This is a genomic window from Actinophytocola sp., assembly GCF_036378875.1.
Lineage (GTDB): Bacteria > Actinomycetota > Actinomycetes > Mycobacteriales > Pseudonocardiaceae > Actinophytocola.
Window position 1 is genome coordinate 1 of record NZ_DASUVO010000035.1, and the last position, 19957, is coordinate 19957.

At 69.9% G+C, this 19957-nt stretch carries 19 protein-coding genes; 12 read left to right on the plus strand and 7 right to left on the minus strand.

Features of this window, described 5'->3' with window-relative positions; translation table 11 throughout:
- Positions 1-616 (plus strand): FecCD family ABC transporter permease (locus VF106_RS09735; RefSeq protein ID WP_330839289.1); only part of this gene is annotated, 616 nt, incomplete at its 5' end.
- On the opposite strand, the gene VF106_RS09740 is transcribed toward VF106_RS09735, so the two are convergent.
- On the minus strand, positions 613-1077 hold the full coding sequence (locus tag VF106_RS09740; RefSeq protein WP_330839290.1) for a nuclear transport factor 2 family protein: 465 nt from the start codon (positions 1075-1077) through the stop codon (positions 613-615). The genes VF106_RS09735 and VF106_RS09740 overlap by 4 nt on opposite strands.
- A 77-nt stretch (positions 1078-1154) precedes the next feature.
- On the opposite strand from VF106_RS09740, the gene VF106_RS09745 reads away from it, so the two are divergent.
- On the plus strand, positions 1155-1700 hold the full coding sequence (locus VF106_RS09745; protein WP_330839291.1) for a TetR/AcrR family transcriptional regulator: 546 nt from the start codon (positions 1155-1157) through the stop codon (positions 1698-1700).
- Between the two features lie 9 nt (positions 1701-1709).
- On the plus strand, positions 1710-2687 hold the full coding sequence (locus VF106_RS09750; RefSeq protein ID WP_330839292.1) for an aldo/keto reductase: 978 nt from the start codon (positions 1710-1712) through the stop codon (positions 2685-2687).
- Positions 2688-2693: 6 nt separating this feature from the next.
- Here VF106_RS09750 and VF106_RS09755 read toward each other — a convergent pair whose 3' ends face one another.
- From VF106_RS09755 to VF106_RS09770, 4 genes are all read right to left on the minus strand, one after another.
- Positions 2694-4436, minus strand: a complete 1743-nt coding sequence (locus VF106_RS09755) for a chitinase (protein WP_330839293.1) — start codon at positions 4434-4436, stop codon at positions 2694-2696.
- Positions 4433-5998, minus strand: a complete 1566-nt coding sequence (locus VF106_RS09760; protein WP_330839294.1) for a chitinase — start codon at positions 5996-5998, stop codon at positions 4433-4435. Before VF106_RS09760 ends, VF106_RS09755 begins: the two co-directional genes overlap by 4 nt.
- A 150-nt stretch (positions 5999-6148) precedes the next feature.
- Positions 6149-6736 (minus strand): DUF4291 domain-containing protein, encoded by a 588-nt coding sequence (locus VF106_RS09765; RefSeq protein ID WP_330839295.1) that lies wholly within the window; start codon positions 6734-6736, stop codon positions 6149-6151.
- 101 nt (positions 6737-6837) lie between these two features.
- Positions 6838-7215, minus strand: coding sequence for a helix-turn-helix domain-containing protein (locus VF106_RS09770; protein ID WP_330839296.1), 378 nt, complete (start codon positions 7213-7215; stop codon positions 6838-6840).
- Positions 7216-7321: 106 nt separating this feature from the next.
- Between VF106_RS09770 and VF106_RS09775 the strand changes: the two genes are divergently transcribed.
- Genes VF106_RS09775 through pxpB form a run of 3 tightly spaced genes read left to right on the plus strand, consistent with a single transcriptional unit; the run spans position 7322 to position 10916 of the window.
- Positions 7322-8629 carry an MFS transporter gene (locus VF106_RS09775; protein ID WP_330839297.1) on the plus strand — a complete coding sequence of 436 codons (1308 nt, stop codon included), beginning with the start codon at positions 7322-7324 and terminating at the stop codon, positions 8627-8629.
- Positions 8626-9384 carry a LamB/YcsF family protein gene (locus tag VF106_RS09780; protein WP_330839298.1) on the plus strand — a complete coding sequence of 253 codons (759 nt, stop codon included), beginning with the start codon at positions 8626-8628 and terminating at the stop codon, positions 9382-9384. Before VF106_RS09775 ends, VF106_RS09780 begins: the two co-directional genes overlap by 4 nt.
- Positions 9381-10916 carry a 5-oxoprolinase subunit PxpB gene (gene pxpB, locus VF106_RS09785; RefSeq protein WP_330839299.1) on the plus strand — a complete coding sequence of 512 codons (1536 nt, stop codon included), beginning with the start codon at positions 9381-9383 and terminating at the stop codon, positions 10914-10916. The genes VF106_RS09780 and pxpB overlap by 4 nt, the downstream gene beginning before the upstream one ends.
- Here pxpB and VF106_RS09790 read toward each other — a convergent pair.
- Positions 10861-11532: a GntR family transcriptional regulator gene (locus VF106_RS09790; protein ID WP_330839300.1), complete on the minus strand. Its 672-nt coding sequence runs from the start codon at positions 11530-11532 to the stop codon at positions 10861-10863. The two genes, pxpB and VF106_RS09790, sit on opposite strands and share 56 nt — an antisense overlap.
- A 166-nt stretch (positions 11533-11698) precedes the next feature.
- On the opposite strand from VF106_RS09790, the gene VF106_RS09795 reads away from it, so the two are divergent.
- Positions 11699-15118, plus strand: a complete 3420-nt coding sequence (locus tag VF106_RS09795) for a phosphodiester glycosidase family protein (protein ID WP_330839301.1) — start codon at positions 11699-11701, stop codon at positions 15116-15118.
- Between the two features lie 46 nt (positions 15119-15164).
- On the plus strand, positions 15165-15617 hold the full coding sequence (locus tag VF106_RS09800) for a hypothetical protein (protein WP_330839302.1): 453 nt from the start codon (positions 15165-15167) through the stop codon (positions 15615-15617).
- Positions 15618-15770: 153 nt separating this feature from the next.
- Here VF106_RS09800 and VF106_RS09805 read toward each other — a convergent pair whose 3' ends face one another.
- Positions 15771-16376: a TetR/AcrR family transcriptional regulator gene (locus VF106_RS09805; protein WP_330839303.1), complete on the minus strand. Its 606-nt coding sequence runs from the start codon at positions 16374-16376 to the stop codon at positions 15771-15773.
- A 55-nt stretch (positions 16377-16431) separates the two neighbouring features.
- On the opposite strand from VF106_RS09805, the gene VF106_RS09810 reads away from it, so the two are divergent.
- Genes VF106_RS09810 through VF106_RS09825 form a run of 4 tightly spaced genes read left to right on the plus strand, consistent with a single transcriptional unit; the run spans position 16432 to position 19754 of the window.
- Positions 16432-17463 carry an aldo/keto reductase gene (locus tag VF106_RS09810; RefSeq protein WP_330839304.1) on the plus strand — a complete coding sequence of 344 codons (1032 nt, stop codon included), beginning with the start codon at positions 16432-16434 and terminating at the stop codon, positions 17461-17463.
- A 29-nt stretch (positions 17464-17492) separates the two neighbouring features.
- A complete protein-coding gene (locus VF106_RS09815) occupies positions 17493-18185 on the plus strand; it encodes a haloacid dehalogenase type II (protein ID WP_330839305.1) in 693 nt (230 codons plus the stop codon).
- A gap of 46 nt (positions 18186-18231) precedes the next feature.
- Positions 18232-18600 carry a hypothetical protein gene (locus VF106_RS09820; protein ID WP_330839306.1) on the plus strand — a complete coding sequence of 123 codons (369 nt, stop codon included), beginning with the start codon at positions 18232-18234 and terminating at the stop codon, positions 18598-18600.
- Positions 18597-19754, plus strand: a complete 1158-nt coding sequence (locus VF106_RS09825; protein WP_330839307.1) for a tannase/feruloyl esterase family alpha/beta hydrolase — start codon at positions 18597-18599, stop codon at positions 19752-19754. The genes VF106_RS09820 and VF106_RS09825 overlap by 4 nt, the downstream gene beginning before the upstream one ends.
- Positions 19755-19957: the final 203 nt, after the last annotated feature.

Consider the following 19957-nt stretch of genomic DNA (forward strand, 5'->3'; position numbering starts at 1 on the left):
CGGCGCCGCGCTGGCCGTCGTGCTGGTGTTCGCCGCGGCGGCCAGGGGCGGCTTCGCGAGCGAGCGGCTGGTACTGATCGGGTTCGGCACGCAGGCCGGCGCGACGGCGCTGATCACGCTGCTGATCACGCTGTCGGACCCCTGGAACGAGTCGAAGGCGCTGACGTGGCTCGGCGGCTCGACCTACGGCCGGTCGTTCGAGCACCTGGTGCCGATGTTGTTGGCGTTGCTTGTCGTGATGCCGGCGCTGGTCCGGTTCCGCGGTGAGCTGGACCTGCTGTCGCTCGACGACGAGACGCCGCGTGTGCTGGGCATCCAGGTTCCCCGGTCGCGGTTGCTGCTGCTCGCGTGCGCGGTGCTGCTGACCGGCGCCGCGGTGGCCGGGGTGGGCGTGATCGGGTTCGTCGGCCTCGTCGCCCCCCATGCCGCGCGGGCGATCGTCGGCCGCCGGCACGCGCGCGTGCTGCCCGTGGCCGCGCTGCTCGGCGGCATCCTGGTGTGTGTCGCGGACACCATCGGCCGCACGGTCATCGCGCCGGCACAGCTGCCGGCCGGCCTGATGACGGCGATCATCGGCGTGCCGTACTTCGTCTGGCTGCTGTACCGGGCCCGTTAGCGCAGTGGGGACTCCGCGCTGCACTGCCACGCGGGGCGCGGGCCGAAGATGCGGCGCGCCCACTCCTCGATCCGGACGTCGTTGACGCTCGACTCGCGGCGGGCCATCAGGCCGTTGTCGGCGTACTCCCACAGCTCGCTGCCGTAGCTGCGCCACCACTGGCCGCTCGTGTCGTGCCACTCGTACTGGAAGCGGACGCCGATGCGGTTGCCGTCGAAGCCCCACAGGTTCTCGCGCAGTGCGTAGTCCCGCTGCCATGACCAGGTCCGGGACAGGAACTGGATCACGTTGTTCCGTCCCATGAGGAACGTGTCGCCGGTGCGCCACACGGTGTCCACTGTGTACGCCATGGCCACGCGGTGCGGGTCGCGGGTGTTCCACGCGTCCTCGGCGGCCTTGACCTTCGCCATCGCGGTCGCTCTGGTGAAAGGGGGATAGGGCGGATGGCTTTCCAGCAACATGGGTACCTCCAGGAAGAGAACGGGCGTTCTCCGGTAAGGTAGAGAACGTTGGTTCTCTCAAGCAAGAGGTAAGACCGATGGACATCGACACAGCCGAGACGCGGGTGCTCGACGCGGCCGAGAAGCTCTTCTACGCGCGTGGCGTGCACGCCGTGGGCATGGACGACATCCGCGACGCGTCAGGCGTGTCGCTCAAACGCCTCTACCAGCTGTTCCCCAACAAGGAACGCCTGGTCACCGCCTACCTGCAGCGCCGGGAGGTGACCTGGCAGACGCAGCTCGCCGCAGCCGTGGCGCGGGCGGACGACCCCCGGCAGCGGCTGCTCGCCGTGTTCGACTGGATGAACGACTGGTTTCACCAGGCGGACTACCGCGGCTGCGCGTGGATCAACTGCTACGGGGAACTGGGCGCGACGTCCGGCCCGGTCGTCGACGAGGCACGCGCGCACAAGGAGACGTTCCGCACGTTCCTCCGCGATCTGGTCTCGGACGCCGGCCTACCGGCCGAGCTGGGCGACCATCTGCTGCTGCTCGCCGAGGGCGCCATCGTGACCTCCGCGCTGACCGGCGACAGGGACGCGGCACTGAAGGCACGCGCGGCCGCGGAGAAGCTCGTGGGCTAACGTCGAAGTATGGAGTACAGGCGACTCGGCCGGTCCGGCCTCGAAGTGTCCACAGTGGTCATCGGGTGCATGAGCTTCGGTGACCCCCACCGCGGCACGCACGAGTGGACGCTCGACCTCGACGCGACGCGGCCCATCATCCGTGCCGCGCTGGAAGCCGGGATCACGACCTTCGACACGGCGAACGTGTACTCGGCCGGCTCCAGCGAGGAGATCACCGGCGCACTGCTCGGCGAGCTGGCGAAGCGCGACGAGGTCGTCATCGCCACGAAGGTCCACGGACACATGGGTCCCGGCCCGAACGGCAGCGGCCTGTCGCGGGGCGCGATCCTCACGCAGATCGACGCGAGCCTGCGCCGTCTCGGCACTGACTACGTCGACCTGTACCAGATCCACCGGTTCGACCCCCAGGTCCCGATCGAGGAGACCATGGAGGCCCTCGACGACGTGGTACGTGCCGGCAAGGCCCGCTACATCGGCGCGTCGTCGATGTGGACGTGGCAGTTCGCGCAGATGCAGCACGCCGCCGACCTGAACGGGTGGACGCGGTTCGTCTCCATGCAGGACCAGTACAACCTGATCATGCGCGAGGAGGAGCGGGAGATGCTCCCGTACTGCCTCGACCAGGGCATCGGCACGCTGCCGTGGAGCCCGCTCGCCCGCGGCCGCCTGACCCGCGACTGGGACGCGACGACCGAGCGCTCGGCGGGCGACAAGTTCGGCGGCACGCTGTACCGGCAGGCCGAGGACGCGGACCGCCGGGTCGCGGCCGCCGTCGCCGCGATCGCCGAGGAGAGCGGGGTGTCGCGCGCGCAGGTGGCGCTGGCCTGGCTGCTGCACCAGCCGGCGGTCACGGCCCCCATCGTCGGCGTGACCAAACCCCACCACCTCGACGACGCGATCGCCGCCGTGGATCTGAAGCTGTCGCAGGAGGACCTGGACCGACTGGCGGCGGAGTACGTGCCCCACGACGCGGAAGGTTTCTAGCACTGGTCACGGCAGCCCGTCGAGGAACGGCCCGTGGCTGTTCTGGAACTCCCATCCGTAGTACCGGTCCCAGTTGACCGACCACGTCATCAGGCCGCGGATCGCCGGCGACGCCCCGCCCCGCAGCGTGTAGCCGCCGCAGTTCTGGTTGCGTGCCAGGCAGTTCAGCGCCTGCTGCACCTGCGCCGGCGCGGTGTACCCGTTGCCCGCGCTGACGGCTGCCGGGAGTCCGAACGCGATCTGGTCCTCGCGCAGGCCAGGGAACGTCTGACCGGTGCTGGCCACCCGGAAGCCCGCCTTGAGCATGTCGGTCATCGCGATGTGGAAGTCCGCGCCGCCCATGTTGTGGTACTGGTTGTCCAGCCCCATCACCGGGCCCGAGTTGTAGTCCTGCACGTGGAGCACGGTCAGCGCGTCCCGCATCGCGTGGATCACCGGCAGGTACGACCCGGTGCGGTTGTCGCCGCCGCCCGCGCCGCCGTAGAACTGGTAGCCCACCTGGACGAAGAACGTCTCGGGCGCCATCGTGAGGATGAACTCGTTGCCGTAGCGCGACTTCAGCGAACGCAGCGCGGCGATGAGGTTCACGATCACCGGGGTGGTCGGGTTGCGGAAGTCCGTGTCACCGGTGTTGAGGTACAGCGAGTGGCCCTCGAAGTCGATGTCCAGACCGTCAAGTCCGTACCGGTCGATGATCGCCGACACGGACTGGACGAACTTGTCCCGTGCGGCGGTCGTCGTCAGCTGGACCTGGCCGTTGGCGCCACCGATGGAGATCAGGACCTTCTTGCCCTGCGCCTGTTTCGCGCGGATCGCCGCGATGAACTCGGCCTCCGACTCCACGCCTCCGCACTCGGCGACCGGGCAGAGCGTGAACCGGATGTCGCCGGACGTCACGGAGGTCGGCTCGCCGAACGCGAGGTTGATGACGTCCCACGCCGCCGGCACGTCGGCCATCCGGATGTAGCCGGAGCCGTTGGCGAAGCTCGCGTGCAGGTAGCCGATCAACGCGTGCCGAGGCAGGTCAGCCTGCTGGCAACCGGCCGTCGTCGCGGTCACCGGGGCGCTGCGGGCCGACTCACCCACCGAGTTGTACGCCGCCACCGTGTAGGTGTGCGTCGTGCACGCGCCGAGTCCGCTGATGGTGGCCGACGTGCCGGTGACGGTCGCGCGGAGGGTGTTGCCCTCGTAGACGCGGTAGCCGGTGGCACCGCTGACCGCGGGCCACGACAGCGCGACCGACGACGCCGTCACCGAGGTGGCCGACAGATTCCCTGGCGTGGCAGGAGCCCCTGGCGTGGTGCCGCCCGGACCGTCGAGCACGACGTCGTCCGCGTTGTAGGTGCCCGCGCCGTACCAGCCGTGCAGGTACAGCTCCGCGGACGTCTGGCTGGCGCCACTGGTGAACGACAGCGACAGCTGGGTGTACGAGGTGGCACCGGCCCATGTGGACGGACCACCGGTGATGCCCAGGTACACGGGATTCCCGCGCACCCACGCCGAGACCGTGTACGTCGTGCTTGGCTTGACGGTGACGGTCTGCGTGCACTTGGCGTGGTCCGACGCGGTCGCATTGCCGGCCAGCGCGTAGCTTCCCGAGTGCGCGCCGGTCGAAACGCTCGCGCTGGAACAGGTCCAGCCGGACAGGTTCCCGGCTTCGAAGCCCGCGTTGGTCAACAGGTTCGCCGCTACCGCCGGTTGGGCGGTAGCGAAGACCAACAAGAACGCGACCACCAATGCCCGCCTCATGGCAGCGTGTCCAGGTGCGGGGCGACCGTGCGCGCGAAGCCGTTGCCGTTGGCCACATCCCAGTTGATCGACCAGGTCATGGCGCCGCGGATGGCCGGATACGTGCGTGGTGGCCGGAACGAGCCGCAGTTCGTGCCGCGGGCGAGGCAGTCGAGCGCGTTCGTCACGACCGACGGCGCGACCACGCCGCCACCCGCCGCGCCCGGCCCGGCGGGCAGGCCGACCGCGACCTGGTCCGGCCGCAGCCCGTTCTCCAGCTGGATGCAGGTGAGTGCGGTGATGAAGTTGACCGTGCCCTGGCTGTACGCCTGGGACTGGTCGCAGCCGAGCATCGAGCCGGAGTTGTAGAACTGCGTGTGGACGGTCGTCAGGATGTCCTTGATGGACAGTGCGAGCGCGAAGTACGAGCCGCCCGTTGACTGCATGTCGATGGTCTGCGGGGCCATCGTGATGATCAGGCTAGAGCCGACCTGACCGCGGAGGTTACGCAGAGCCTGTGCCATGAAGGTCGGGTTGAGACCGTTCTCGAGGTCGATGTCGACGCCGTCGAACCCGTACTCGGCCATGATCGCGCGGACGCTGTTGGCGAAGTTGGTCGCGGAGGCCGAGTCGCTGACGGTCACCCGGCCCGCCTCGCCGCCGACGGACAGGATCACCTTCTTACCGCGTGACCTCAGCGCCGTCACGTCGGCCTTGAACTGCGCGTTCGTGTAGCCGCCCAACGTGGTCGACAGGCCGGGGTCGACGCCGAACGTGACCGCACCTGGTGTGGACGCGGCCTCGGCGAAGGCGACCGCGATGACGTCGTACTCGTTGGGCACCGCGGAAAGGCGCAGTTCGGTGGCGGGGTTGACGAAGTTGTGCCAGTAGCCGGTGAGTGTGTGCCGGGGCAGGTCGGCCTGCGGACAGCCGGACGTCGTACCGGTGACGGGTCCGCTGCGGGCGGACTCGCCGACGGAGTTGACCGCGGCGACCGTGTAGGTCCTGCTCGTGCAGGCGGACAACCCCGAGAGGGTGGCCGACGTGCCGGTCACGGTCGCGCGGAGCGTGCTGCCCTCGTAGACGCGGTAGCTGGTCGCGGTGGCGGCGGCGTTCCAGCCGAGGGTGATGCTGGTGCTGGTGGTCGCGGTGACGCCGACGCCTCCTGGCGTGGCGGGCACTCCGGGCTGCGGATCCGTCCCACCCGCGCAGGCGACCCCGTTGACCCGGCAGTTCTGCGGCGTGCCTGACCCGCTGGCGAGGAACCCGAACGCCACGGAGGCGCCGGGCGCGATGCTGCCGTTGTACTCGCGGTTGGTGAACGTGTGGTGGTTGCCGCTCGAGGTGAGCAGGGCGTCCCAGAAGCTGCCGGGCGTGGTGCCGGCGGGAAGGTCGAACTCGACCCGCCACCCGCTGATGGTCGCGGTCCCCGTGTTGGTGATCGTGTACTTCCCCTCCCAACCGGATCCCCAGTCAGCGGTCTTGACGAACACGGCCGTCTCCCCCACCGCGGCGGCGGGCGAGACCGGCAGAAGCCCCCACAAGACGAGCGCGAGTACGACAAAGGGCAGGCGTCGACGCATGACAACCTCCGAGAACGCGGTGAGCAGGGAAGAAACCGCGCCTCTTATTTGTCTAGACCAATACTCCGAACTTGTCTAGACCTTGCCCCCAAACCCGCGAGTCTCGCGTTCGCCCCCCGCGAGTTACGTTTTCGTGTACGCCCGCGCGCCTCAGACGGTGGCCGCGATGGTGGTGGCGACGTCGGACGGAAGCGGATACGGGTGTTCCGCCGGCAGCATGCCCAGCGCCTCGTCCGTCCTGTCCGCCACCACCAGCCCGTGGATCTCGTGGACCAGCGGGGTGATGTCGGTGAGGCTCACCAACCACTCGTCCACGTACCGGTCCACCGCCTGACGCGACAGCCCCACCTGCAACGACCGGTACGGCAGCGCGCCGAGCCGCAGCGAGCGCTCCGGGTCCCACTGCACGCGGACCGGGCTGGCCTTGAGGTGCCGCGACCACTCGCCGCGGTCGGCGTGCCGGTCGGGGACGTAGTGGCTCAGGCACGCGTGCGCCAGCGCCCACTCGAAGCCGCTCCGCGTGATCTCCACCGCCAGCACGTGTTCCTGCCCCGGCTTGGTCGCCCACCCGCAGCGGTACATCATCCACAGGAACGACGGCTTGATCCACGTCATCCGCCCGCGCTTGAACGGCGCCACGAACCGGCCGGCCGTCAGCGCGGGCCGCGCGATCTCGGCGGTGTACGCCTGGTACACGGTGATCGTCTCGGCGGTGTAGGAGGCGCGGATCTGACGCATGCCAACGAAGTGTGGCCTCGGTAGGTCCACACGCGCCACCGAGTTCCCCGGACGTACCCCAAAACGCAACTCGCGGGGGCCGAACGCGCGACTCGCGGCTTTCAGCTGGCGCGGATTTGGCGGGAGACCGCTACGGCCAGGTCCGCCACCAGGCGACGTAGGCGGTTGGCGCTCGCTTCCGAGGCGACCGGGCCACGGGTGTGCAGCGTCAGGCCCGCCAGCGGGTGGCCGTCGCGGCTGACGATCGGGGCGTGGAACCGGTCGCCGCCGAAGCGCTGCCACTGGGCGTTCAGGTGGTAGCGCCTGCCGTCGTGGCACACGATCTCCAGCTCCGTCAGCGTCCCCAGCAGCCGGTGCACTGTCGTCTTCGGCAGGCCGCTGATCTGCACCAACCGGCTCAGGCCGAGACCGTCAGGGCTCCCGGCCAGCAGCTCCAGCAGCTGGAAGGCATTGCGTACCGAACGGTTCGGAGGGTTCATGCCGGCCTCCCTCTTTCGGGCCAACTTCCGGAACGTAGTATTGCCGGATTGTAGGACGAAAATCTACCCTGAGTTTCGTCCTACCGCCGGCCTACGGATGTGACCCATGACCGTCGAGAAGCGCGCCCTGCGCCGTGCCTACACCGCCAGCCTGTCCGGGACCGCCCTGGAGTACTACGACTTCGCCGCCTACTCGGTCGCCGCGGCGACCGTGTTCGGCGACCTGTTCTTCCCCTCCGGCGACGACCTCGCCGGCACCATGGCCGCGTTCTCCACCTACGCCGTCGGCTACCTCGCGCGCCCGCTCGGCGGGTTCGTCTTCGGTCGGCTCGGTGACGTCCTCGGCCGCAAGAAGGTCCTCGTCTACACGCTTCTCCTCGCCGGCATCGCCACCTTCCTGATCGGCCTGCTGCCCACCTACGCGACCTTCGGCGGCGGTGCGGCGGTCCTGCTGGTGGTGCTGCGGTTCGCCCAGGGCGTCGCGGTCGGCGGCGAGTGGGGCGGCGCCGTCCTGCTCTCCAGCGAGTACGGGGACCCGAAACGCCGCGGCTTCTGGGCGTCCGCCGCGCAGATCGGCCCACCGGCCGGCACCCTGCTCGCCAACGGCGTGCTTGCTCTGCTGGCCGCGGTGCTCACCGACGCGGCGTTCAACTCGTGGGGCTGGCGGGTCGCGTTCCTGCTCTCGGCCGCACTTGTCGCGTTCGGACTGTGGATCCGCCTGCGGCTCGAGGAAACCCCGGTGTTCAAGCAGATCGCGGAGAACTCCGACCGGCCGACCGCGCCGATCTCCGAGGTGGCGCGCACCGAGCGGCGCGCGGTGATCGCGGGCCTGCTCGTGCGTGTCTGCCCGGACGTCATGTACTCGCTGTTCACCGTGTTCGTCCTGACCTACATCGTCAAGGAACTCGGCATGAGCAAGGCACAGGGTTCTCTCGCGGTCATGATCGGCTCGGCCGTGCAGCTCGGGCTGATGCCCGCGTTCGGCGCGCTGTCGGACCGCGTGAACCGCAGGAAGCTGTACCTGTACGGCACGATCGCCGCCGCCGTGTGGCCGTTCCTGTTCTTCCCGCTGATCTCCGGCGGCTCGTTCCTCGCGCTCGCGCTCGGCATGGTCGTGGCACTCGCGATCCACGCCGCGCTGTACGGCCCGCAGGCCGCGCTGATCACCGAGCAGTTCTCGCCACGCCTGCGGTACACGGGCAGCTCACTCGCCTACACCCTCGCCGGCGTGATCGGCGGCGCCCCGGCCCCACTGGTCCTCGCCGCGCTGCTGAACTGGACGGGCACCTGGCTCGTCCTCGCGGCATACCTGGTGCTCATGGCCGTGCTGACCGTGGTTGGCTTGTGGTTGGCGCGTGACCCGGTCGACGAGGTCGCGCCGACGGAGCCGAGGTCCGAGGAGGTGCTCACGTGACGACCGTCGATCTGAACGTCGACATCGCCGAGGGGTTCGGCGTGTGGCGCATCGCCGACGACGACGCGCTGCTGACGGTCGTGTCCAGCGCGAACGTCGCGTGCGGGTTCCACGCCGGCGACCCCGGCACGATGCGCAGGGCGTGCGCCACCGCGGTGAAACACGGCGTCGCGATCGGCGCGCAGGTCAGCTACCGCGACCTCGCGGGGTTCGGCCGGCGGTTCATCGACGTGGCCCCGGCCGAGCTGACCGACGACGTGCTGTACCAACTGTCGGCGTTGAACGGGATCGCACACGTGTCGGGCGGCCGTATGAGCTACGTCAAGCCGCACGGCGCGCTGTACAACGCGATCGTGACGCACGAGCAGCAGGCGGCGGCCGTGGTCGAGGCGGTCCGGCTGTTCGACCCGGCGCTCGCGGTGCTGGGCCTGCCGGGGTCGAGATGGCTTGCGCTGGCAGCGGAAGCCGGGCTGGAGACTGTGCAGGAGGCGTTCGCGGACCGCGCGTACACCCCGCAGGGCACGCTGGTGTCGCGCCGCGAGCCGGGTTCGGTGATCAGTGACCCGGCTGTGGCCGCGGAGCGGGCGGTGCGGTTCGCGACGGAGGGCACGGTGGTCGCGGTCGATGGATCGGTGGTCGCCGCCCCGGCCCGGTCGATCTGCGTGCACAGCGACACACCGGGAGCGCTCGACCTGGTCAAGTCCGTGCGGACCGGCTTGCTGGCCGCCGGGGTACGGGTGGCGAGCTTTCGGTGAGAATTCGCCGGTGCGGTGAGACGGCGCTGCTGATCGAGACCGAGAACGTACTCGGCTGGTACGCCGCGCTCACCGCCCGGCCGCTGCCCGGCGTCGTCGACCTGGTGCCGGCGGCGGAAACCCTGCTCGTACAGTACGAATCCGACTTCAAGACCCTCGTGTCACGCTTGTCCGAGGTGACACCCGCGGCACTGACCGAGTTCCACGCGGACCCCGTGACGATCCCGGTGCGGTACGACGGCGCCGACCTCGCCGACGTGGCGAAGGCGACGGGCCTGTCCGAGGACGAGGTGGTGACCGTCCACACCGGACCCGAGTACACGGTGGCGTTCACCGGTTTCGCGCCGGGTTTCGGTTACCTGACCGGATTGGACGAACGGCTGCGGCTACCCAGGCGGGACACGCCGCGCACCCGCGTGCCGGCAGGGGCGGTGGCGGTCGCGGGCGAGTACACGGGGGTGTATCCGCGACCGTCGCCGGGCGGCTGGCATCTGCTGGGCAGCACGACCGCCCCGCTGTGGGACCCGACGCGGGAACAACCCGCGCTGCTGCGGCCGGGTACGACCGTCCGGTTCGAGGCCGTGGCGTCGCTGCCACCAGTGCCGTCGCGGGAGGAACCCTCGGCCACCGGCGATGGCGGGATCGAGGTGGTCCACTGTGGACCACTGGGCACCGTGCAGGACACCGGCAGGTCCGGCTACGCGTCGCTGGGCGTCGGCCGTTCCGGTGCGGCGGACGCGGCGGCGGCGGCGCTCGCGAACCGTCTGCTGGGCAACCTCCCGCCGGCGGCGTGCCTGGAACTGTCCTTCGGCGCGACGCTGAGGTTCCGGCAACCGGCACGGGTCGTGGTGACGGGCGCGACGTGCGCCCTGACCAGGGACGGGCGCGGCGAGGCGATGAACGCGCCGTTCGCCGTGCACGCCGGCGAGACGCTGGTCGTCGGGCCGGCGGTGGCGGGTTTGCGCTCGTATGTCGCGGTCCGGGGCGGTCTCGACGTGCCCGTGACGCTCGGGTCCCGATCGACGGACGTGCTGTCGGGTCTTGGCCCCGACCCGCTCGCGCCGGGTGTCGTGCTGCCGATCGGCGACGCCTACGAAGTTCCGCCGCCCGCCGTGGAGGTGGCCCCGGTACGGGCGCCGTCGACCGACGACCTCGTCGTGCACGTCCTGCCGGGCCCCAGGGACGACTGGTTCACCGAGGATGCGATGACAACGTTCCTCAGTCACCGCTACGAGGTGACGGCGGAAAGCAACCGGGTCGGCGTGCGCCTGTCGGGTCCCGCGCTGCGCCGGTCGCGCGACGGCGAGCTGCCGACCGAAGGCATGGTGGCCGGCTCGGTGCAGGTCCCGCCGAACGGCGCGCCGATCGTGTTCCTGGCCGACCACCCGGTGACGGGCGGCTACCCGGTGATCGCGGTCGTGCGCGCGGCCGATCTGCCGCTGATCGCGCAGGCCCGGCCGGGACAGGCGGTGCGGTTCACGCGCTCCGGTACGCCGCGACGATCTGCTGCTCGGAGTCATCCAGGTACTTGAGCATGAGGCGTTCCGCGCGCGGCCCGTCCCCGGCCTCGATGGCGGCGAGGATCTCCTTGTTGCGCTCCAGGTACGGCTCGTGGAAACGCCGGGGGTCGGCCATGGTGTGGAAGACGAGCCGCAGCTCGGCGAGGATGTTGCGCATGAGCTCGTCGATGCGCGGGCTCTCCGGGAGCATGCCGACGGCCTGGTGGAACATCATGTTCGCGGTCCCGAGGCCACGCCAGTCCTCGCGCTTCGTCGCGAGGTCACCGGCGTTGACGGCCTCGACCATGTCGTCGGCCTGCTTGGGCCGCGAGTCCAGCTTGCGCACGGCGTTGCACTCGACGAGCTTGCGCACCCGGTAGAGGTCGACGACGTCGTCCACGGTGAGCTTGCGGACGAAGACCCCGCGGTTCAGCTCGTGCACCAGCAGCCGCTCGTGCGTGAGCAGCCGGAACGCCTCACGCAGCGAGTTGCGCGACACCTTGAGCGACTTGACGATCGCCTCTTCCGCGAGCCGCTCCCCCGGCAGGTAGATCCCCTTGATGATCCGCTCCCGCAAGGCGGCGGCAAGCAGCTCAACGGTACTGGCGCGATCGAAGAGCCTCCGATCGGCGTCCAGCTCGGCGTCCACAACGCACTCCCAACATCCCTGACCAGCGACATCCTGATTCTAACGGATCGCCCTACAATCCCTCATCGGAAGATCCACGTGCGGAACGCCCACCGGCCACCGGGAATTTTCTTTCCAGTCATCTTCGGGTCTGGTAAATCTTCGACCTCGGCGGCAGACTCAGTTCGTGTCGAAGACGTCATCACGCCTGCTCGCCCTCCTCGCCTCGGCAGCGTCCGCACTGGCCCTCGCCTCGCCCGCGAACGCGGAACCGTTGGATCCCAACGCCTCGACCAGCGACGCCGCCGCCTATCCCGGTGACGACTTCCTCGCGAACGCGTACCGGACGACGGCCGCGCCGCAGCCGCGCGTCGAGACCTCGACCCGCACGAGGCCCGTCGCGCCCGGGGTGACCCTCCGCTCCTTCGACCGCTACGGCCCCGACGCCTTCACCGGCACCCCGACCTGGTTACAGGCAGACAGCCTCACCGTCGACCTCACCAAGGGCACCACCGTGGACTACCTGTTCCCCGGTCAGGTCGCCAAGGGCGAGCCGCTCTCCGCCACGGCCAACCGTGCCGGGGCCGTCGCCGCCGTCAACGGGGACTTCTTCGACATCAACAACTCCACCGCACCGCTGGGCGTGGGCATCCAGAACGGGACCGTCGTGCAGTCCCCGGACGTCGAGAGCACCTGGCGGCAGTCGTCGGCGATCTTCACCGAGAACGGCGTCGGCGACATCGGCGAGGTCATCTTCCAGGGCACGATCAAGACCCCGACCGGCGACCTCACGCTCGACGGCGTCAACAAACCGACACTGAAGGCCGGCGGCATCGAGGTCTTCACCCCGCTCTGGGGCACCTACTGCCGCTGCCGTGCCACGCAGGGCGCCACGGCCGTCACCGAGGTCGAGGTCACGAACAACACGGTCACCGCGGTCCGCGACACCGCGGGCCAGGGTGCCGTCCCCGACGGCACCATGATGCTCGTGGGCCGGGACGCCGCGGCCGCCACGCTGAGGTCGCTCACCCCCGGCGACCCCGTCACCATCGACTACCGGACCCGCACCGCGGACGACCAGAAGATCCACGCCGCCATCAACGGTCGCCAGCTGCTCGTCGTCGACGGGGTCGCCCAGAAAGCCAGCCAGGGCAACAACGTTCCCGCCGCGCCACGCACCGCCATCGGCTTCTCGAAGGACGGCCGGCAGATGTTCCTGCTGAGCGCCGACGGCCGCCAGCCAGCGTTCGCCGACGGCCTCGGGCTCGACGAGCTCGCGAACATGATGGTCGAGCTCGGCGCGTACAGCGCACTCAACCTCGACGGCGGTGGCTCCACCACGATCGTCGCCCGCGAGCCGGGCGCAACCACCGCACAGCTGGAGAACCGGCCGTCCGACGGCTGGGAACGCAACGTGCCCAACGGTCTCGGACTGTTCGCACCGCGCGGCTCCGGCCGGCTCAAGGGCTTCTGGGTCGAGACCGCGTTCGACCCGAGCCGCGCCGCCGGCTCGTCCACCGTCGCCCCGAGCCACCCGGAGCGGGTCCTCCAGGGCCTCACCCGCACTCTCACCGCGGCCGGTTACGACGAGACCTACGGCCCGGCGCAGGGCTCCCCGCGCTGGCGCACCAGCAACGGGTCCGTCCACAATGGTGTGTTCGTCGGGCGCAAACCAGGTGAGGTCAAGGTGATCGCCGAGGACCGGCACGCGCGCGGCGAGGTAACCCTCACCGTCCTCGGTCCGGTCGCCCGCACCGCACCCACCCGTGAGCAGATCGCGCTCGTCGGCCAGGACGAGGCCGCCACGTTCGGCGTCCTCGGCTACGACAGCGAGGGCACCGGCGCGCCCGTCGAACCGGCCGACGTGACGCTCACCTACGACCGCGACCTGCTCGACATCACGCCGACCGCCGACGGCCAGTACACGGTGAAAGCCAAGCGGCCCAGCGGTTCCGCGCTCGTCACGATCGACGTGCGGGGCAAGCGGTCGGCCCTGCCGGTGACGGTCGGCCTCACCGAGGTCACGGTCGCAGACTTCACCGACCCGGCCGGCTGGACGTTCTTCGGCGAGCGGGCCACCGGAGCCGTCGCCCCCGCGCCGGGCAACGACGGGCAGGGCCTGCGCCTGTCCTACGACTTCACGCAGAGCACCGGCATTCGCACGGGCGGTGCGCTGGCGCCTTCCGGGCTCGTGATTCCCGGACAGCCGAGGGCACTGCGGTTATGGGTGAACTCGACCGGGAAGGGCGAATGGGCGAGCATGCAGGCGTGGGACGGCAACGGCGTGCTGCTGCCCGCGTTCCGCGCCGGCTTCCTCAACTACACCGGGTGGCGCCAGATCGAGTTCCCCGTGCCGGCCGGAACCGTGTACCCGTTGACACTACGGCGTTTCTACGGCGCCGAGACCGTCGCGACGAACAGCTACCAGGGGGATCTCGTCATCGACGGCCTCACGGCACTGGTGGCGCCGACGCTGGACGTGCCACCGCAACCGGTGGTGAAGGACCCGGTCATCCAGACGTCGGCAGGTGGTGACTGGCGGTTCGCGGTGATGTCCGACGCGCAGTTCGTCGCCCGCGACCCGGACAGCGACATCGTCCGCAACGCGCGCCGGACGCTACGGGAGATCAAGGCCGCGAAACCCGACTTCCTGATCATCAACGGCGACCTCGTCGACGAGGCGTCACCGGCGGACTTCGCGCTGGCCAAGCAGATCCTCGACGAGGAGCTGGGCGGCGCGCTCCCCTATCACTACGTGCCGGGCAACCACGAGCGCGGCAACGGCAGCGTGGACAACTTCCGCGCGGTTTTCGGTGACACACAACAGGTGTTCGACCACAAGGGCACCCGGTTCATCACCATGGACACGTCCGGCATCAACCTCCGCGTCAGCGACTGGACCCAGCTCGGCCGCCTGCGCACGACGCTGGAGTCGGCGGCGAAGGACCGTCGGGTGAAGTCGGTGGTGCTCGTGCAGCACGTGCCGCCCCGCGACCCGACGCCCGCCCGCGCGAGCGAGCTGTCGGACCGCAAGGAAGCCGCGACGATCGAGACGTGGCTGTCCGAGTTCCAGGACCGCACCGGCAAGGGCACGGCGTTCATCGGCGCCCACGTCGGCACGTTCCACGCGAGCCACGTCGACGGTGTCCCGTACTTCATCAACGGCAACTCCGGCAAGAACCCCTCGACCCTGCCGGCGGAAGGCGGTTTCACGGGCTGGTCCCTGTGGGGCGTCGACCCGCGGTGCGGTACGGACGACTGGCTGGCGGCGGAGGTCCGTCCGCATGTCGACTCGCTCACCGTGAGCGCACCCGACTCCCTCCAGGTCGGACAGTCCACGGTGGTCGGCGCGAACGTGCGGCAGGCCAACCGAACCGTGCCGGTCGCGTACCCGGTGTCGGCCAGGTGGTCCGCGTCGCCGAACGTCCACATAGGCCGGACACAGGACGCGAAGCGTTACCACACGGCGGTCTTCGACCCGGCCACGGGCGAACTGACGGCACTGCGCCCATCGACGGTGACCATCGCGGTGACCGTGAACGGCGTGACCGCACGGCACACGACCACCCTGCTCGAGGCGCGGGCGGCCACGGCACACGGCAACTGACCGCCCGTTGCCCACACCACGCCAGCGGCGGTGGGACAATGCCGGGGTGACGACCTGGCGTGACACCACCTCCGAGCACATTCAGTCAGACCTGGACCGCCTGCTGAACACCGTCCTGCCGTTCGCCGACGAGATGCTGCGCAAACACGGCGAGTTCTACCCCTACGGCGCGGCCATCACACGCGAGGGCGAGGAGCAGGTGTTCGCGGCCGACCCGGGCGACGAGGAGGACCCGAACCCGTCGGAGGTGCTGACGAGCCTGGTCAGCGGCATGTCCGCGGAGTCGAACGACCTACGCGCCGCCGCACTTGTCAGCGACGTCACAAGCGAGAAGACCGACGCGATCATGGTGCACCTAGAACACGCCGACAGCATGGCCATCACCGTGCTGGTCCCCTACCGCTTCACCAACGTCGACGCCCCGGAAAGCGACGTCGAGTACGAGGACATGGCGGCCACCCCGGCGGAAGCCCTGATCTGGCGCCGCTCACTCTGCTAACCGCGCGAGTCGCGCGTTCGGCCCCCGCGAGTCGCGCGTTCGGCCCCTGCGAGTTGCGTTTTCGTGTACGCCATGGCCCGGTCACATCGCGTGTCCAACCGCGGAGACCGGTGAGTTCAACCGCGGCGATCGCCGCCCGCACACGCTTCTCGGTCAGTCCAGCGCGTGTTCGCCGCGCCGGAAAACCCCTGCCTTCGCCGCCGCCACCGCTGCCTCGGCGGCCCGGTCAGCCACGGCGTCGTCCAGTTCGCCGGTCCCGGTCACCAACCGGTAGTACAACGGCGCCGACACCGCGCGGATGACCTCCTCGGCATCGGTGTCCGCCGGCACCTCGCCCCGTGCCGCGGCGTCCGTCACACACGGCGCCCACTCGGCGATCCTGGTCGCGTAGAACCGCTTGAGCGCCTCGGCGGTGTCGACGTCGCTGGTCGCGGCCGCCAACATGGCCTTGAACAGCGGTCCCTGCCTTCGGTCGGTGAGCGTCCGCACGACCAGGCGCGCGTTGGCGCGCAGATCGCCGAGCAGTGAGCCGGTGTCCGCTCGCGGCACCGACTCGACGGCCATCTCGAGAAGCATGTCCGTGACCACCGCGGTCACCGAGCCCCAGCGCCGGTACACGGTCGTCTTGCCGACCTCCGCGCGCCGGGCCAGGTCACCGAGGTCCAGACGCGCGAACCCGCTCTCGACCAGCAGGTCCCCTGCCGCACGCAACACCGACGCCCGCACCCGTGCGGTCCGCCCACCCGGCCTCTCCGGCATGCCCGCACCATAACGTGCTACCTTAATGGCACCACAGTCCCGTTAAGGAGGGGTCATGGAGTACAGAAGGCTCGGCTCGTCCGGTGTCAAGGTGCCGGCGCTGGGCTTCGGCGCCGGCACGTTCGGCGGCCGGGGGGAACTGTTCGGCAACTGGGGCACCGTCGGCGTCGACGAGGCGCGGCGACTGGTCGACATCTGCCTCGACGCGGGCGTCACGTTGTTCGACACGGCCGACGTGTACTCGGACGGCGCGTCGGAGGAGGTGCTCGGCGCCGCGTTGAAGGGCCGTCGCGACCGGGCGCTGGTGGCGACGAAGACGAGCCTGCCCATGGGCGACGATGACCCTGGCGGTTCGTCACGGTCGCGGCTGATCGTCGCCTGCGAAGCCGCGTTACGCCGGCTCGACACCGACCACATCGACCTGTTCCAGTTACACGCGTTCGACGCAGGCACACCGGTCGAGGAGGCGCTGTCCACACTGGACGATCTGGTGCGGTCGGGAAAGGTCCGCTATCTCGGCGTGTCCAACTTCGCCGGCTGGCAACTGATGAAGTGCCTGTCCGCCGCGGACCGGCACCACCTGACGAAGTACGTCGCGCACCAGGTGTACTACTCGCTCGTCGGCCGCGACTACGAGTGGGAGCTGATGCCGCTCGGCCTCGATCAGGGAGTCGGTGCCATCGTGTGGAGCCCACTTGGCTGGGGTCGGCTGACGGGCCGCGTCCGACGCGGTCAGCCCTTACCGGCGGACAGCCGGCTGCACCAGACCGCGGCCTACGGCCCGGCCGTTCCGGACGAGTTGCTGTACAGCGTCGTCGACACGCTGGACGAGATCGCCGAGGAGACCGACCGTACCGTCCCGCAGGTCGCGCTGAACTGGTTGTTACGCCGACCAACCGTGTCCTCGGTGCTGATCGGCGCGCGCAACGAGGCGCAACTACGCGAGAACCTCGGCGCGGTCGGCTGGGAGCTGACGCCGGACCAGGTGGCCCGGCTGGACGCGGCAAGCGCGACCACGGCGCCATATCCGTACTACCCGTACCAGAATCTGGAGGGCTTCACACAACTGAATCCGAGCCTCGTCTGAGCCGACCGACGTGTGGTTGCCTGTGAGGCATGGAGATTCGCGTCGTCGCATGTGACGTCTTCGGCACCGTCGTCGACTGGTACACGGGAATCGCCGACCAGGTGTCCTCCCTGCTGCCGGAAGTCGACGCCGCCGACTTCGCGGAACGCTGGCGCGACCGGTACCACCCGTCGCTGAACCGGGTGCGCACCGGTGAGCGCGAGTGGGCGAACCTCGACACCCTGCACCGGGAGTCGCTGGACGACCTGCTGCGGGAACTGGACGTGGCGGCCGACGACGCAACCCGCGACGAACTGGTGCGCGCTTGGCACCGGCTTCCCGCGTGGCCGGACTCGGTGGCTGGCCTGGCTCGCATCCGTGCCCGGCATACGACGACCACGCTGTCCAACGGCGGATTCGCGCTGCTCACCAACCTGGCGAGGTACGCGGCGCTGCCGTTCGACTGCATCATCTCCGCGGAGCTGGTCCACGCGTACAAACCGGACGCCGTCGTGTACCGCACCGCGCCGACACTGCTCGACGTCGCACCGGAGCAGGTGCTGATGGTGGCCGCACACAAGTTGGATCTGGAAGGCGCCCGCGCGGCCGGGCTGCGGACCGCCTTTGTCGAGCGGCCACGCGAGAACGGGCCGCACCCCCCGGTGGACCACCCGGAGGACGTCGAGTGCGACCTCCACGCGGACAGCTTGATCGACCTGGCCAACCAGCTCGACAGTCCGTAACCACTCCGCTACTCTTCATTTCGAACACACGAGCAACGGGGGCGACATGCGCAGAACGGTTCGGCTCATGGCCACGCTGCTGCCGCTGTTGGCGCTGGTGGTCTTCGCCAGCCCGGCGTCGGCGACGAGTTCCTGCGACGGGCTGGCCACACCATCGGTGCCCGGCGCGCGGGTGACGTCGTTGTCCGCGGAGGAACGTCACGACCTCGTGGTCCCACCTGGCCCGTTCAACCCGGAGCCGATCCCGGTCGCGCCGTTCTGCCAGGTTTTCATGACGCTGACGCACCCCGGAGCGAACGACACGGTGACCGTCGCGGTGTGGTTACCTCTGACCGGGTGGAACGGGCGCTTCCAGGGCACGGGCGGCGGCGGTTACGCCGCAGGCTTCTTCGGCTTCACGCTCGCCGGGCGGTGAACGGCGGCTACGCGACCGCGGCGACGGACGCCGGCGTGCCGATCAACACGTCGGACCCGAGCGAGTGGGCGAACGACCCTGAACTGCTGACCAACTTCGCGTCCCGTTCCCTGCACGACATGGCCGTGGTGGGCAAGGCGATGACGGCGGACTTCTACGACCGGCCGGCGGCCTACTCGTACTGGAACGGCTGCTCGACGGGTGGCCGGCAGGGCCTGATGTCCGCGCAGCGCTACCCCACGGACTACGACGGCATCGTGGCGACGGCTCCGGCGATCAACTGGACCAAATTCGTCGTGGCCGACCAGTGGCCGCAGGTGGTCATGGCCGAGCTCGACAACTACCCGACGCAGTGCGAGCTGGAAGCGTTCAACACCGCGGCGGTGGCAGCGTGCGACGGCATGGACAAGGTGGCGGACGGGATCATCGCCAGCCCGGCGCAGTGCCGCTACAACCCGTACGACCTGGTCGGCACGACGATCCTGTGCAACGAGCAGGCGGTGACGATCAGCCAGGCCGACGCGGCCGTCGTGGCGAAGATCTGGGCGGGCCCGGGAGTCTGGTCCGGCCTACCGAAGGGCACCCCGTTCCTGGGCCTGGCGAACACGACCCCGGACGGCACGGCAGGCGTCCCGTTCTCGATCTCGGACAACTGGATCAAGCACTTCCTGCTCCGCGACCCGTCGTTCGACACGTCAACCCTGACCTTCGCCGACTGGCACCGCCTGTTCGCCCAGTCACAAGCGGAGTACGGCAGGACGATCGACACGTCCAACCCGAACCTGACCGCCTTCCGCGCGGCGGGCGGCAAAATGATCACCTGGCACGGCGAGGCGGACGAACTCATCTTCCCAGCCGGCACGACCAACTACTGGCACCGAGTGGACGCCGCCACCCCAGGCCGCGCGGAGGACTTCTACCGCGTGTTCATGGCCCCAGGCGTCGGCCACTGCTCAGGCGGCGTCGGCCCAGCCCCGCTCGACCCACTGGCAGCCGTGGTCGCCTGGGTGGAGAAAGGCAAAGCCCCGGAAACACTGCCGGCCCGAATAGAACAAACAACCCGCAACCTGTGCCGTTACCCACTGGTCTCCCGCTACAACGGCACAGGCAACCCGAACGACGCATCAAGCTACCGCTGCGCACGCAGCTACTGATCGGCCGCGAACGGCTCATCGCGCAGGTCGTCGCGGTGTGGCATCCGAAGCCGGACTGCGGGGCCGGGCCGGCGGGCCGGGCCGCGGGGCCGGGCCGCGGGGCCGGGCCGCGGGGGGGGCGGGGGCGGGGACGTGGGCGCGGCCGACAGGCGGCGGGCGGGCGGCAGGGCGCGGCCGGCGGGCAGGGCGCGGCCGGGCAGAGC